The organism is Streptomyces endophytica (genome assembly GCF_026153355.1).
Lineage (GTDB): Bacteria > Actinomycetota > Actinomycetes > Streptomycetales > Streptomycetaceae > Streptomyces > Streptomyces endophytica.
Window position 1 is genome coordinate 2511073 of sequence record NZ_CP110636.1, and the last position, 14310, is coordinate 2525382.

Genomic DNA, 14310 nt, shown 5'->3' on the forward strand with positions numbered 1-14310 from the left:
TTATAGGCCGGTCACAATCCGGACCATGGGACATCTGGAAGCAGGGCACCTGGAGTACTACCTGCCGGACGGGAGGGTCCTGCTGGGGGACGTGTCCTTCCGGGTGGCGGAGGGCGCGACGGTCGCGCTGGTCGGGGCCAACGGCGCGGGCAAGACGACGCTGCTGCGGCTGCTCGCGGGGGAGCTGGCGCCGCACGGCGGATCGGTGACGGTCAGCGGCGGACTGGGCGTGATGCCGCAGTTCGTCGGCTCGGTGCGGGACGACCGGACGGTGCGGGACCTGCTGGTGTCGGTTGCCCAGCCGCGGATCCGGGAGGCGGCCGCGGCGGTGGACGCCGCGGAGCTGGCGCTCATGACCGAGGACGACGAGGCCGCGCAGATGGCGTACGCGCAGGCACTGAGTGACTGGGCCGAGGCGCGGGGTTACGAGGCCGAGACGGTCTGGGACATGTGCACGACGGCCGCGCTCGGCGTCCCGTACGAGAAGGCGCAGTGGCGCCAGGTGCGCACGCTGAGCGGGGGAGCAGAAGCGGCTGGTGCTGGAGTCGCTGCTGCGCGGCACGGACGAGGTGCTGCTGCTGGACGAGCCGGACAACTATCTGGACGTGCCGGGCAAGCGCTGGCTGGAGGAGCAGCTGCGGCAGACCCGCAAGACGGTGCTGTTCGTCTCGCACGACCGGGAGCTGCTGGCCCGCTCCGCGGAGAAGATCGTCAGCGTCGAGCCGGGCCCGGCGGGCTCGGACGTGTGGGTGCACGGCGGCGGCTTCGGTACGTACCACGAGGCGCGCCGGGAGCGTTTCGCGCGCTTCGAGGAGCTGCGGCGGCGCTGGGACGAGAAGCACGCCCAGCTGAAGAAGCTGGTGGTCAATCTGCGGCAGGCGGCCGCGGTGAGCCATGAGATGGCCTCGCGCTACGCGGCGGCGCAGACCCGGCTGCGGAAGTTCGAGGAGGCCGGCCCGCCGCCGGAGCCGCCGCGGGAGCAGGACATCACGATGCGGCTGCGCGGCGGCCGCACCGGCGTCCGGGCGGTGACCTGCGCGGATCTGGAGCTGACCGGTCTGATGAAGCCGTTCTCGCTGGAGGTCTTCTACGGCGAGCGGGTCGCGGTGCTGGGCTCCAACGGCTCCGGCAAGTCGCACTTCCTGCGCCTGCTGGCCGGAGATGCCGATGATCCGGTGGCCCACACGGGCGTCTGGAAGCTGGGCGCCCGGGTCGTCCCCGGCCACTTCGCCCAGACCCACGCCCACCCCGAGCTGCGGGGCCGCACCCTGCTCGACATCCTCTGGACCGAGCACGCCAGGGACAAGGGCCAGGCGATGTCCGCCCTGCGTCGCTACGAGCTGGAGAAGCAGGCCGAGCAGCCCTTCGACCGCCTCTCCGGCGGCCAGCAGGCCCGCTTCCAGATCCTGCTCCTGGAGCTGTCGGGCACCACGGCCCTGCTCCTGGACGAGCCGACCGACAACCTGGACCTGGAATCGGCGGAGGCGCTGCAGGAGGGCCTGGAGTCGTACGAGGGGACGGTTCTGGCGGTCACCCATGATCGCTGGTTCGCGCGTTCCTTCGACCGGTTCCTGGTGTTCGGGTCGGACGGAGTGGTGCGGGAGACGGCGGAGCCGGTGTGGGACGAGCGGAGGGTCGAGCGGAAGCGGTAGGAGGGGCCGCACCGGCCGCGGGAGAGCGGGCCCGCGGGCCGGTGCGGGGGGCGTTTTGACCGCGCTGGGGACGGCCCGGTATTCTGCTGGTTCGTTATGCGTATTGGCTTGCTCTATCTCACGTGAGGGGCCCTTACGCCGGTCCACCGGACCGATCACCAGCGGCGGACGAACGGGTTGCGTCACCCGTAGTGCCGCCCTGCTGCGTGATCGATCGTGGTGACCAGTACAGGACCCACCCCCGAGTCCTCACGGCCCGGGGGTCCCATCACTGAAGAAGCGAAGGCTACGACCGTGCGTACGTTCAGCCCCAAGCCCGGCGATGTCCAGCGCCAGTGGCACATCATTGACGCGCAGGACGTTGTCCTGGGCCGTCTGGCCAGCCAGGCCGCGTCCCTCCTGCGGGGTAAGCACAAGCCGGTGTATGCACCGCACGTTGACACCGGTGACTTCGTCATCATCATCAACGCCGACAAGGTGCACCTGTCCGGCAACAAGAAGACCCAGAAGATGGCCTACCGTCACTCCGGCTTCCCGGGTGGTCTGCGCTCCGTCCGTTACGACGAGCTGCTCGCCAAGAACCCCGAGAAGGCCGTCGAGAAGGCCATCAAGGGCATGCTCCCCAAGAACACCCTCGGCCGTCAGATGCTCTCGAAGCTGAAGGTCTACGCGGGCGCCGAGCACCCGCACGCTGCGCAGCAGCCGGTGCCGTTCGAGATCACCCAGGTCGCGCAGTAAGTCCGGCCACCCCCTAAGACGACAGAGAATTCTTAAGGAGCATCGTGGCTGAGACCACCCCCGAGACCCCGCTGGACGAGGTCGAGGAGTACACCACCGAGACCGAGGTCGTGGAGTCGGAGTACACCTCCGAGTCCCTCGCGTCCCGCTTCGGCGACCCGCAGCCGGCCGCCGGCCTGGGCCGTCGCAAGAACGCCATCGCCCGCGTCCGGATCGTTCCGGGCTCCGGCCAGTGGAAGATCAACGGCCGCACCCTTGAGGGCTACTTCCCGAACAAGGTGCACCAGCAGGAAGTCAACGAGCCCTTCAAGGTGCTCGAGCTCGACAACCGCTACGACGTCATCGCCCGCATCTCCGGCGGCGGCATCTCCGGCCAGGCCGGTGCGCTGCGCCTGGGCGTGGCCCGTGCGCTGAACGAGGCGGACATCGAGAACAACCGCCCCGCGCTGAAGAAGGCCGGGTTCCTCAAGCGTGACGACCGTGCGGTCGAGCGCAAGAAGGCCGGTCTGAAGAAGGCCCGCAAGGCGCCGCAGTACAGCAAGCGCTAATCACGCGCTGCATCATGCAGCTCGTGGCGTACGCCCCGGTGGCACTTCCCGTGCTGCCGGGGCGTTCGGCTATCCGGGACCGGGCGGCGTAGATCCCCGTCCAGGGGCGTATACCTGGACGTGACGCTCTGGTCCAAGCTCAGAAACTCGGAGGACACCAGTGGGACGACTCTTCGGCACGGACGGTGTGCGCGGCGTCGCCAATGCGGACCTGACGGCGGAGCTGGCGCTCGGTCTGTCGGTCGCTGCGGCGCATGTGCTTGCGGAAGCGGGCACATTCGAGGGTCACCGGCCGGTGGCCGTGGTCGGGCGGGATCCGCGGGCGTCGGGGGAGTTCCTGGAGGCGGCGGTGGTGGCCGGGCTGGCCAGCGCCGGGGTGGACGTGCTGCGGGTGGGCGTGCTGCCGACCCCGGCGGTGGCGTACCTGACCGGCTCGCTGGGCGCGGACCTGGGCGTGATGCTCTCCGCCAGCCACAACCCGATGCCCGACAACGGCATCAAGTTCTTCGCCCGTGGCGGCCACAAGCTCGCCGACGAGCTGGAGGACCGGATCGAGGAGACCTACCGCGCGCACAGCTCCGGTGAGCCGTGGGAGCGGCCGACCGGCGGCGGCGTGGGCCGGGTCACCGTCTACGACGCGGGCTTCGACAACTACGTTGCGCACCTGGTCGGCGTCCTGCCGAACCGGCTGGACGGGCTGAAGGTCGTCATCGACGGTGCGCACGGCGCGGCGGCGCGGGTCTCGCCCGAGGCGTTCGCCCGGGCCGGCGCCGAGGTCGTCACCCTCGGCACCGACCCCGACGGCCTGAACATCAACGACGGCTGCGGCTCCACCCACCTCGCGCAGCTGCGCGCGGCCGTCGTCGAGCACGGCGCCGATCTCGGTGTCGCCCACGACGGGGACGCGGACCGCTGCCTGGCCGTGGACCGCGAGGGCAACGAGGTCGACGGGGACCAGATCCTGTCCGTGCTGGCGCTCGGCATGCGGGAGGCCGGGGCGCTGCGGAAGAACACCGTGGTCGCCACCGTCATGTCCAACCTGGGCTTCAAGCTGGCCATGGAGCGCGAGGGCATCGACCTCGTGCAGACCGCGGTCGGCGACCGGTACGTCCTGGAGGAGATGAAGGCCCACGGCTTCGCGCTGGGCGGCGAGCAGTCCGGGCACGTCATCGTGCTGGACCACGCCACCACCGGCGACGGCACGCTGACCGGGCTGATGCTGGCGGCCCGGGTCGCGGCGACCGGCCGTACGCTCGGGGAGCTGGCGGGCGTCATGGAGCGGCTGCCGCAGGTCCTGGTCAACGTTCCCGACGTGGACAGGTCGCGGGTGGCCTCCTCGCCCGAGCTGACCCAGGCGGTCGCCGAGGCCGAGCGGGAGCTGGGCGCCACCGGGCGGGTGCTGCTGCGGCCGTCCGGCACCGAGCCGCTGGTCCGGGTGATGGTGGAGGCCGCGGACGAGGAGCAGGCGCGGGCGGTGGCCGGCCGGCTCGCGGACGCGGTCAAGTCCGCGCTGGGATAAGCCTTTTGGGCCCCGCCCGCCGGGCGCGCCGTCAGTGGCGCGGCCGGCGGGCGGGGCCCGTGCCGTGCCGGGCCCACAGCAGTTTCTGGGCGACCAGGGTCAGGGTGCCGGCCACGATGATGCCCGCCAGGTTCAGCAGCAGCTGCTCCATGGAGTGCCAGGCCTGGCCGTACGCCCCGTAGGCGAGTGCGACCGCGGCGTTGGCGGCGGCCGGGACGGTCGTCACGGAGATCGCCACTCCTACCAGGGCGCCCGATTTCGCGGACGTCAGGGAGAGCACCCCGGCTATCCCGGCCAGCACGGCGACGACGAACGAGAACCAGTCCGGCCGGTAGATGAAGTTCGTGTTGGGCCGCTCCGCCGCCAGCGCCCCGGCGTGGAACAGGCCCATCGCGTCCATGAAGAGGCTGAAGCCCACCGTCAGGACCATGGCCGCGGCGAAGCCGACGACCAGCGCCGTCACCGAGCGCCAGGCCAGCCGCGGCGCCCGCTGCACCAGCGCGGTGCAGATACCGGCCAGCGGGCCGAACTCCGGGCCCACCGCCATCGCGCCGACGATCAGGATCGCGTTGTCGAGGACCACACCGCAGGCCGCGATCATCGTGGCGACCGTCAGGAACGCCAGGTAGGTGGCGGAGAGCGTGGACTCCTCGTGGGTGGCATCGGTCAGCGACTCCCACAGCACCGCGTCGGCACCCTCGCCGGGCGCCTCCTCCTCGGCCCGTTCGGCCCGTACGGACAGCGACAGGTCGATGTTCTCGATCGCGATCGAGCCGTCCTTGTGCAGGCCCAGCGCCCGCAGTTCGGCCAGCAGTCCGTCGGCGGCCTCCCGGGCGACGTCGCACAGCACCACATCGCCCCGCGGGTCCCGGGCGGCCCCGGCCAGCACCGCCACATGGGCCGTTCCGACCGTCGCCTCCAGCAGCTCCAGGGCCGCGTCCGTACGGTCCGCCGGGACGATCATTCGCAGATGCAGCACGGTCCGCGCACCTTCCTACAGCTTGCGCAGCGACAGCCGCTGCACCTTGTGGTCCGGGCCCTTGCGCAGGACCAGGCTGGCGCGGCCGCGGGTGGGGGCCACGTTCTGCTGCAGGTTGGGCTTGTTGATGGTGCGCCACATCATGCGGGCGTAGTCGAGGGCCTCCGCCTCCGAGACCTGGGTGTACTTGCGGAAGTACGAGAACGGGTTCTGGAAGGCGGTCTCGCGCAGTTTGCGGAACCGGCCGAGGTACCACTGCTCGATGTCCTCGGTACGGGCGTCGACGTACACGGAGAAGTCGAAGAAGTCGGCCAGACCGAGGCGGGTGCGCCCGTCCTTGCCGGGCAGCGCCGGCTGCAGGACGTTGAGGCCCTCGACGATGAGGATGTCCGGGCGGTGCACGGTGAGCCGCTCGCCGGGCACGATGTCGTAGATCAGGTGCGAGTAGACCGGTGCGGTGACCTCCGCCTTGCCGGACTTCACGTCGGCGACGAATCGGGTCAGCGCGCGGCGGTCGTAGGACTCCGGGAATCCCTTGCGGGACATCAGGCCGCGCCGGTGCAGCTCGGCGTTGGGGAACAGGAACCCGTCGGTGGTGACCAGTTCGACCCGCGGATGCTCCGGCCAGCGGGCGAGCAGCGCCTGCAACAGCCGCGCGGTGGTCGACTTGCCGACCGCGACGCTGCCGGCGACCCCTATGACGAACGGGGTGCCGGGCTGGGAGCCGTGGCCGTCGCCGGCGTCGCCCAGGAAGGTGTTCAGCGCGCCGCGCAGGTTGCTGGTCGCGCCGACGTAGAGGTTCAGCAGCCGGGACAGCGGGAGGTAGACGTCGCGGACCTCGTCCAGGTCGATGACGTCGCCCAGGCCGCGCAGCCGTTCCACCTCTTCGGCGGTCAGGGGCAGCGGGGTCTTCTCCCTGAGGGCGCTCCACTGGGCGCGCGTCAGATCGACGTAGGGGGAGCTGTCGGCGCGGCGGCGCGCGGGCGGATCGGTCGTCAGGGCCACGCGCCCATTGTGCGCAGCCGTCACACGCCGTTCATGCCGGGGTGTCCTACGCCACCCGGCCCGGGGTGTGGCCTTCGCCACCTGCAGGCCTGTACCGGACGCATGTGGCCCGGTACGGTCGGCACGGGGGCGGCCCGCGATCCGGGCCGCGAAGAAGACACAGGGGGGTGGCTGTGCGCACGCGCAAGCCAGCACTGCCGGGACTGCGGTACCGGCGCAGGAAGAACGGAACGGACGGCACGGCGACGGACCTCTTCGTCGCCCGGGTGCACGCCGAACTCGCCGAGGAGTTGCCGGACGAGGATCTGGGCGAGGACCTCGCCGACTTCCTGGAGCGGTACGAGCCGGCCGGCGGGCCCGGCGCCGACGCGGAGGCCGACGAGGAGTTCCTGGAGACGGTGCGGGAGGCGCACCACCGGATAGCGCGCGGGTATTGAGCAGGCCGCGTCGTAGGCTGCCTCCATGTGCGGAATCGTGGGTTATGTGGGCGGGCAGAGCGCCCTGGACGTCGTCCTGGCCGGGCTGAAGCGGCTGGAGTACCGCGGCTACGACTCGGCGGGCGTCGCCGTGCTGGCCGACGGCGGGCTGGCCGCGGCCAAGAAGGCCGGCAAACTCGCCAACCTGGAGAAGGAGCTGGCGGACCGTCCGCTGCCGGCCGGCGCCACCGCCATCGGGCACACCCGGTGGGCCACCCACGGCGGGCCCACCGACGAGAACGCCCACCCGCACCTGGACAACGCCGGGCGGGTCTCGGTGGTGCACAACGGCATCATCGAGAACTTCGCCGCGCTGCGCACCGAACTCGCCGAGCGCGGCCACACCTTGGCGTCCGAGACGGACACCGAGGTCGTGGCGCATCTGCTCGCCGAGTCCTACTCCTCGTGCGGTGAGCTGGCCGAGGCGATGCGGCAGGTGTGCCGGCGGCTGGAGGGCGCGTTCACGCTGGTCGCGGTGCACGCCGACGAGCCCGACGTGGTCGTCGGGGCGCGCCGCAACTCCCCGCTGGTGGTGGGCGTCGGCGACGGCGAGGCCTTCCTCGCCTCGGACGTCGCGGCGTTCATCGCGCACACCCGCGAGGCGATCGAGCTGGGCCAGGACCAGGTCGTCGAGGCCCGCCGGGACGGGGTGACGGTCACCGACTTCGACGGTGCGCCGGCGGACGTCCGCGAGTACCACGTCGACTGGGACGCCTCGGCCGCCGAGAAGGGCGGCTACGACTACTTCATGCTCAAGGAGATCGCCGAGCAGCCCAAGGCCGTCGCGGACACCCTGCTGGGCCGGATCGACGCCTCGGGGGTGCTGTCCCTGGACGAGGTGCGGATCCCGCCGGAGGTGCTGCGCGAGGTCGACAAGGTCGTCATCGTCGCGTGCGGGACGGCGTACCACGCCGGCATGATCGCCAAGTACGCGATCGAGCACTGGACCCGCATCCCCTGCGAGACCGAGCTGGCCAGCGAGTTCCGCTACCGCGACCCGATCCTGGACCGGCGCACGCTGGTGATCGCGATCAGCCAGTCCGGCGAGACCATGGACACCCTGATGGCCCTCCGGCACGCCCGTGAACAGGGCGCGAAGGTGCTGGCCATCTGCAACACCAACGGCTCGACGATCCCCCGCGAGTCGGACGCGGTGCTCTACACGCACGCCGGCCCCGAGGTCGCGGTGGCGTCCACGAAGGCGTTCCTGACCCAGCTGGTCGCCTGCTACCTGGTCGCGTTGTACGTCGCGCAGGTGCGGGGCACGAAGTGGGGCGACGAGATCCGGGCGGTGGTGCGCGAACTGGCCGCCATCGGCACCCAGGTCGAGCAGGTGCTCGGCACGATGGAGCCGGTCCGGGAGCTGGCCCGCAGCCTCGCCGACAAGAACACCGTGCTGTTCCTCGGCCGGCACGTGGGCTACCCGGTGGCACTGGAGGGCGCGCTCAAGCTCAAGGAGCTGGCGTACATGCACGCCGAGGGGTTCGCGGCCGGTGAGCTCAAGCACGGCCCGATCGCGCTGATCGAGGACGATCTGCCGGTCGTCGTCGTGGTCCCGTCGCCGCGCGGCCGGTCCGTGCTGCACGACAAGATCGTCTCCAACATCCAGGAGATCCGGGCCCGCGGCGCCCGCACGATCGTGATCGCCGAGGAGGGCGACGAGGACGTGGTGCCGTACGCCGACCACCTCGTGCGCATCCCGCACACACCGGTGCTGCTGCAGCCGCTGGTGTCCACCGTCCCGCTGCAGGTCTTCGCCTGCGAGCTCGCCACCGCCCGCGGCAACGAGGTCGACCAGCCGCGCAACCTCGCCAAGTCGGTGACGGTGGAGTGATCATCGGGGTGGGGATCGACGTCGCCGAGATCGACCGGTTCGCCGCGGCGCTGGACCGCACGCCCGAGCTGGCCGGCCGGCTGTTCGTCGCGTCGGAACTGCTGCTGCCGAGCGGGGAGCGGCGGGGCACGGCGTCGCTCGCGGCCCGGTTCGCCGCCAAGGAGGCGGTGGCCAAGGCACTGGGCGCGCCGGGCGGGCTGCACTGGACGGACGCGGAGGTGTACGTCGAGGACAGCGGCCAGCCGCGGCTGCGGGTGCGCGGCACGGTCGAGGCGTGCGCGGCCCGGCTGGGCGTGCGGTCGTGGCACCTCTCGCTGAGCCATGACGCGGGGGTCGCTTCGGCCGTGGTGATCGCCGAGGGGTGACACTGGGGCCATGAGGACTGCCTACAGCGTGTCGACCGTGCGGGCCGCCGAACGGGACCTGATGGCCCGTCTGCCGGAAGGGGCCCTGATGCAGCGGGCGGCGGCAGGACTGGCCGCCGCCTGCCGGGAGTTGCTGGGCCGGGTCTACGGCAGCCGGGTCGTGCTGCTGGTGGGCAGCGGGGACAACGGCGGGGACGCGCTGTACGCCGGGGCCCGGCTGGCCCGGCGCGGGGCCGGCGTGGTGGCCGTCCTGCTCTCGCCGGAGCGGGCCCACCAGGGCGGCCTCGGCGCGCTGCGGGCGGCCGGCGGCCGGGTGTCGGACGACGCGCTGCGGGACCTCGCCCGGTGCGATCTGGTCGTGGACGGGATCGTGGGCATCGGCGGCCGCGGCGGACTGCGGCCGGAGGCCGCCGAACTCGCCCGCGCGGCCTGGGAGTCGGCGCCCGTCGTGGCGGTCGACCTGCCCAGCGGGGTGGACGCGGACAGCGGCGAGGTAAGCGGCGAGGCGGTCCGGGCCGATGTGACGGTGACGTTCGGGGCGTACAAGCCGGGCCTGCTGATCGACCCGGCCCGGGAGCGGGCGGGCGCGCTGCGCCTGGTGGACATCGGCCTGACGCTGCCCGGAGAGGCCGAGTGCGAGGCGCTGCAGCACGTGGACGTGGCGGAACTGCTGCCGTGCCCGGCGGCGGAGAGCGACAAGTACCGGCGGGGCGTGGTCGGCGTGGTCGCCGGTTCGGCGCGCTATCCGGGGGCGGCGGTGCTGGCGGTGGCCGGTGCGCTGCGCGGCGGCGCGGGGGCGGTCCGGTACGTCGGGCCGGCCGCGGACGCGGTGCTGGCCGCCTTCCCCGAGACGCTGGTGCACGCCGGGCCGCCGCACAAGGCCGGCCGGGTGCAGTCCTGGGTGATCGGTCCCGGCCTCGGCGACGAATCGGGCGCCCTGGAGGACGTGCTGGCCTCCGACGTACCGGTCCTGGTGGACGCCGACGGGCTGCGCTTCCTGACGCCGGAACGGGTCCGGGCGCGCACCGCCGAGACCCTGCTGACGCCGCACGCCGGGGAGGCGGCGGCGCTGCTGGGCCGGGCCCGCGACGAGGTCGAGGCGGAACGGCTCGCGTCCGTACGGGAGCTGGCGGCGCGCTATGCCGCGACGGTGCTGCTGAAGGGCTCGACGACGCTGGTCGCGCAGGAGCGCGGCCCGGTGCGGGTGAACCCCACGGGCACCGGCTGGCTGGCCACGGCCGGCAGCGGTGACGTCCTGTCGGGCGTCACCGGCTCGCTGCTCGCCGCCGGCCTGCCCGCCCGCGACGCGGCATCCGTCGGCGCGTACCTCCACGGCCTGGCGGCCCGCCGGGCCGCCGGCCCCGAGGGCGCGCCCATCCTCGCCACGGAGGTGGCGGACCATCTGGGAGCGGCTTGGCGGGATGTGACGGGGTAACAGCTTCTGGTGCGGCCGGGGCCGTGGTTACGCCCCGCGGGGGAATGCCGCGGGCAGCAGGGCGAACCTCGTGCTCGGTCGGGCGGCAGGGCGGTCCGGCCACGGCATGCGTGAGGGCATGAAACGCACGCTTGTGGCGCTGCTGGCCGGCGCCTCGCTGTTCCCGCTCGCCGGACCGCCCGCGGTGGCCGTCGCCCCGTCAGCCGCCCGGCCCGCGGCCTCCGCCGGGTACGCGCCCGCCGCCCGCAACGCGGCCCTCGACCTCGTCCCCGGAATCCCGCGCAGCGCCCGGCGCCCGGCGCCCGGTGGCCGGCAGCTGCACATCGAGTACGTCCCCCGGTCCGAGGCGGGCTCCCGGGCCGGGCGCTGCATCCGCTCCGCCGGGCCGTTCCAGCGGCAGGCCGAGCGCTATCTGCGGCGGAGGGCGGACGGGCGGCAGAGCGCGGGGGACTGCCGGGCGATCCGGCGGTTCCAGCAGAGGCACCGGATCGCCCCGGCGACCGGTTACGCGGGGCCGGTCACCGGCGCCGTGGTGCGGCTGCTGCGGGCCAGGAAGGACCCCAACCGGGCCGGTCACTGCCCGGTCCGCCAGGAGCGGACCGCGTGCGTCGACCTGGACCGACAGGTGATGTGGGTGCAGCAGGCCGGACGGGTGATCTTCGATCCGGTGCCGATCCGTTCCGGCCAGCCGACGATGGAGACCCGGACCGGGACGTACCGGATCTATCTGCGGCGCAGGTACCACATTTCGAACCTGTACCACACGCCGATGCCGTTCGCGCAGTTCTTCGACCGCGGGGAGGCGTTCCACGGCGTCGACGACGACATCTACGAGGGCCTCGGCTCGCACGGGTGCATCAATCTGACCTGGTCGGACGCGCGCAACCTCTGGTACCTGCTCAAGAAGCACGACCTCGTGTACGTCTGGGGGCGGAAACCCAGCGGGTGAGCACGGTTTTCGTGCCGGTCCCCCGGGGCGCCGCGGGATCGCCTGCGACACTGAGGGGGATGAACGAGACAGCGAAGCGCGCCCGTGCCGTGGTCGACCTCGCCGCCGTGCGGGCGAACGTCCGTGTCCTGCGGGACCGCGCCCCCGGGGCAGAGCTGATGGCCGTGGTCAAGTCCGACGGCTACGGACACGGCGCGGTGCCGTGTGCCCGGGCGGCCCGGGCGGCCGGCGCGAGCTGGCTGGGCACCGCGCTCCCCGAGGAGGCGTTGGCCCTGCGCGCGGCCGGCGACACCGGGCGGCTGATGTGCTGGCTGTGGACGCCGGGCGGGCCCTGGCGGCGAGCGGTGGAGCAGGACATCGATGTCTCGGTGAGCGGCCTCTGGGCGCTGCGCGAGGTGACGGCGGCGGCGCAGGCCGCCGGCCGTACCGCCCGCGTCCAGCTCAAGGTCGACACCGGGCTCGGCCGCAACGGCTGCCAGCCCGCCGACTGGCCGGAGCTGACCGCCGCGGCCCGTGCCGCCGAGGCCGCGGGCGCGCTGCGGGTCACCGGCGTCTGGTCGCACTTCGCCTGTGCCGACGAGCCCGGCCACCCCTCCATCGCCGCCCAGCTCGACGTCTTCCACCAGGCGCTGCGGACGGCGGAGTCGGCCGGGCTGCGCCCCGAGGTGCGGCACATCGCCAACACCGCGGCGGCGCTCACCCTCCCCGAATCCCATTTCGACCTGGTCCGTGCGGGTATCGGCATCTACGGCGTCTCGCCCAGCGCCGAACTCGGCACCCCCCAGGACTTCGGGCTGCGGGCCGCGATGACCCTGGAGGCCGCGCTCGCCTCGGTGAAGCGGGTGCCGGGCGGCCACGGCGTGTCGTACGGGCACCGGTACACCACCCCCGGTGAGACGACGCTCGCGCTGGTCCCGCTCGGTTACGCCGACGGCATCCCGCGGCACGCCTCCGGCACCGGCCCGGTGCTGATCGCCGGGAAGTGGCGGACGGTCGCCGGGCGGATCGCGATGGACCAGTTCGTCGTCGACCTGGGCGGCGACAGCGCCGAGGAGGGCGATCTCGCGGTGCTGTTCGGCCCCGGCGACCGCGGCGAGCCGATCGCGGAGGACTGGGCCCGGGCGGCCGGAACCATCGGGTACGAAATCGTCACCCGGATCGGAACCCGCGTTCCGCGCGTCTATGTGGACAGCGGCATGGACAGCGGGGTAGCCGGGGCAGACGGGACAGAAGAGGAACACGAGGCACACGAAGCGACCGGAACGGAAGCCGGAACGGACATCGCAGCGAACAGCGCACCGGACACCGCAGCGAACAGCGCAACCAGCACCGCCACGATCAACGCAACGACCACCGCAACGACCAGCGCGACGCCCCACGCAACCGGCACCGCGACAGCCGGAACGGCCGAGGGAGACACCGCGCTCACGGGGGGTACGGCATGACCGACGGCACTGAAGCCGCCGCGCAGGCGGTCGAGACGGCCGCCGAGGTGGCGGCCGAGGCCGCGAACAACTGGGCCAAGGCGGGCCGCCACGCCGGCATCGCCGGTGCCGCGATCGGCGTGGTCGCGGCCGGGGCGGCGGCCGGCGTGGCCATAGAGCGGCTGACGGTCGGCCGCGGGATGCGCCGCCGGGCCCGGCTCGCCCTGGACGCGGCCGGCCCGTACGGCACGCTGCGCGGCACGCCCGGCGCGGCGATCTCCGAGGACGGCACGGAGCTGTACTTCGAGATCGACGAGGTGGGCGCGGAGCCCGCCCGCCTGGAGAAGGGCGACCGCCGCGGCGGCAAACACGGCCGCAACGACCCGTCGGCGAGGCCGGTCCGCGGCAAGCAGGCCCGTGCCGCCCAGGAGGCGCAGGGCGGGCTGCGCAAGCGGCTGACGGCGGCGCTGGGCCGCCGCCCGGCGGCCGCCCCGACGGTCGTCTTCAGCCACGGTTACTGCCTGCACCAGGACTCCTGGCACTTCCAGCGGGCCGCGCTGCGCGGCACCGTGCGCACCGTCCACTGGGACCAGCGCAGCCACGGCCGCTCGGCCCGCGGCCACGGCCAGATCGACGGCACCGAGAACGTCACCATCGACCTGCTCGGCCGGGACCTGAAGGCGGTGCTGGACGCCGCGGTGCCCGAGGGGCCGATCGTGCTGGTCGGCCACTCCATGGGCGGGATGACGGTGATGGCGCTGGCCGACCAGTTCCCCGAGTACGTCGCGGAGCGGGTGATCGGCGTCGCCCTGATCGGCACGTCCGCGGGCCGGCTCAGCGAGGTCACCTACGGGCTGCCGTCGATGGGCATGAAGGCGTTCCACTGGCTCGCGCCGAACGTGCTCAAGGCGCTGGGCTGGCAGCCCGATCTGGTCGAACGCGGCCGGCGGGCGACCGCGGATCTGTTCGCCGGCCTGGTCAAGCGGTACTCGTTCGGCACGCCGGAGGACGTGGATCCGGGCATCGCGCGGTTCGGCGAGCGGCTGATCGAGGGCACCCCGATCGATGTGGTCGCCGAGTTCTTCCCGGCGTTCGCGGTGCACGACAAGACCGAGGCGCTGGTGGCGTACGACGCGGTGCCCGCGCTGGTGCTCGCCGGTGAGAACGATCTGATCACCCCCGCCGACCACAGCCGGACGATCGCGGAGGTGCTGCCGGACGCGGAGCTGGTGTGCGTGCCCGGCGCCGGCCATCTGGTGATGCTGGAGCGGCCCGAGCTGGTCAATGAGCATCTGGTGGCCCTGGTGGAACGCGCGGCCGCGGCGGCCCGCAGCTCGGGGCACGCACGGGCGTGAGGGCATCGCTCGGGGGTGGTGGTCGGATGAG

Annotated in this window: 12 protein-coding genes and 1 pseudogene; 11 read left to right on the forward strand and 2 right to left on the reverse strand. The window is 72.9% G+C overall.

The genetic code is table 11. The annotated features are described in order from the left end of the window. The first annotated feature begins 25 nt into the window (after positions 1 to 25). The 4 genes and pseudogenes from OJ254_RS11400 to glmM all read left to right on the forward strand — a co-directional run bounded on the left by OJ254_RS11400 (position 26) and on the right by glmM (position 4457). Positions 26 to 1652 (forward strand): annotated as a pseudogene (locus OJ254_RS11400) (ABC-F family ATP-binding cassette domain-containing protein). A 294-nt stretch (positions 1653 to 1946) separates the two neighbouring features. Beyond that, positions 1947 to 2390: a 50S ribosomal protein L13 gene (rplM, locus tag OJ254_RS11405; protein WP_265362231.1), complete on the forward strand. Its 444-nt coding sequence runs from the start codon at positions 1947 to 1949 to the stop codon at positions 2388 to 2390. Between the two features lie 44 nt (positions 2391 to 2434). Continuing rightward, positions 2435 to 2938: a 30S ribosomal protein S9 gene (gene rpsI / locus OJ254_RS11410; RefSeq protein WP_265362232.1), complete on the forward strand. Its 504-nt coding sequence runs from the start codon at positions 2435 to 2437 to the stop codon at positions 2936 to 2938. 160 nt (positions 2939 to 3098) lie between these two features. Further along, positions 3099 to 4457: a phosphoglucosamine mutase gene (gene glmM / locus OJ254_RS11415; protein WP_265362233.1), complete on the forward strand. Its 1359-nt coding sequence runs from the start codon at positions 3099 to 3101 to the stop codon at positions 4455 to 4457. A gap of 31 nt (positions 4458 to 4488) precedes the next feature. On the opposite strand, the gene OJ254_RS11420 is transcribed toward glmM, so the two are convergent. Together OJ254_RS11420 and coaA are read right to left on the reverse strand one after the other, a co-directional pair. Continuing rightward, positions 4489 to 5436 carry a DUF389 domain-containing protein gene (locus OJ254_RS11420; protein WP_265362234.1) on the reverse strand — a complete coding sequence of 316 codons (948 nt, stop codon included), beginning with the start codon at positions 5434 to 5436 and terminating at the stop codon, positions 4489 to 4491. 15 nt (positions 5437 to 5451) lie between these two features. Beyond that, positions 5452 to 6441, reverse strand: a complete 990-nt coding sequence (gene coaA / locus OJ254_RS11425) for a type I pantothenate kinase (protein WP_261957059.1) — start codon at positions 6439 to 6441, stop codon at positions 5452 to 5454. 167 nt (positions 6442 to 6608) lie between these two features. On the opposite strand from coaA, the gene OJ254_RS11430 reads away from it, so the two are divergent. The 7 genes from OJ254_RS11430 to OJ254_RS11460 all read left to right on the forward strand — a co-directional run bounded on the left by OJ254_RS11430 (position 6609) and on the right by OJ254_RS11460 (position 14279). Continuing rightward, a complete protein-coding gene (locus OJ254_RS11430; protein ID WP_265362235.1) occupies positions 6609 to 6878 on the forward strand; it encodes a hypothetical protein in 270 nt (89 codons plus the stop codon). 25 nt (positions 6879 to 6903) lie between these two features. Further along, positions 6904 to 8751 (forward strand): glutamine--fructose-6-phosphate transaminase (isomerizing), encoded by a 1848-nt coding sequence (gene glmS, locus OJ254_RS11435; protein WP_265362236.1) that lies wholly within the window; start codon positions 6904 to 6906, stop codon positions 8749 to 8751. Beyond that, positions 8748 to 9116 (forward strand): holo-ACP synthase, encoded by a 369-nt coding sequence (locus OJ254_RS11440; protein WP_261957062.1) that lies wholly within the window; start codon positions 8748 to 8750, stop codon positions 9114 to 9116. The genes glmS and OJ254_RS11440 overlap by 4 nt, the downstream gene beginning before the upstream one ends. Before the next feature lie 10 nt (positions 9117 to 9126). After that, entirely contained in the window at positions 9127 to 10551 is a 1425-nt protein-coding gene (locus OJ254_RS11445) for an NAD(P)H-hydrate dehydratase (protein ID WP_265362237.1), read from the forward strand. Between the two features lie 118 nt (positions 10552 to 10669). Next, positions 10670 to 11500, forward strand: a complete 831-nt coding sequence (locus tag OJ254_RS11450; protein ID WP_265362238.1) for a L,D-transpeptidase family protein — start codon at positions 10670 to 10672, stop codon at positions 11498 to 11500. Positions 11501 to 11559: 59 nt separating this feature from the next. Further along, a complete protein-coding gene (gene alr, locus OJ254_RS11455) occupies positions 11560 to 12945 on the forward strand; it encodes an alanine racemase (RefSeq protein ID WP_265362239.1) in 1386 nt (461 codons plus the stop codon). Beyond that, positions 12942 to 14279, forward strand: a complete 1338-nt coding sequence (locus tag OJ254_RS11460; protein ID WP_265362240.1) for an alpha/beta fold hydrolase — start codon at positions 12942 to 12944, stop codon at positions 14277 to 14279. The genes alr and OJ254_RS11460 overlap by 4 nt, the downstream gene beginning before the upstream one ends. Positions 14280 to 14310: the final 31 nt, after the last annotated feature.

Bases quoted from the DNA above. Each gene is read 5' to 3' on its own strand.
- glmS (WP_265362236.1), top strand. From the start codon at position 6,904: ATGTGCGGAATCGTGGGTTATGTGGGCGGGCAGAGCGCCCTGGACGTC.
- OJ254_RS11445 (WP_265362237.1), top strand. From the start codon at position 9,127: ATGAGGACTGCCTACAGCGTGTCGACCGTGCGGGCCGCCGAACGGGAC.
- OJ254_RS11450 (WP_265362238.1), top strand. From the start codon at position 10,670: ATGAAACGCACGCTTGTGGCGCTGCTGGCCGGCGCCTCGCTGTTCCCG.
- alr (WP_265362239.1), top strand. From the start codon at position 11,560: ATGAACGAGACAGCGAAGCGCGCCCGTGCCGTGGTCGACCTCGCCGCC.
- OJ254_RS11460 (WP_265362240.1), top strand. From the start codon at position 12,942: ATGACCGACGGCACTGAAGCCGCCGCGCAGGCGGTCGAGACGGCCGCC.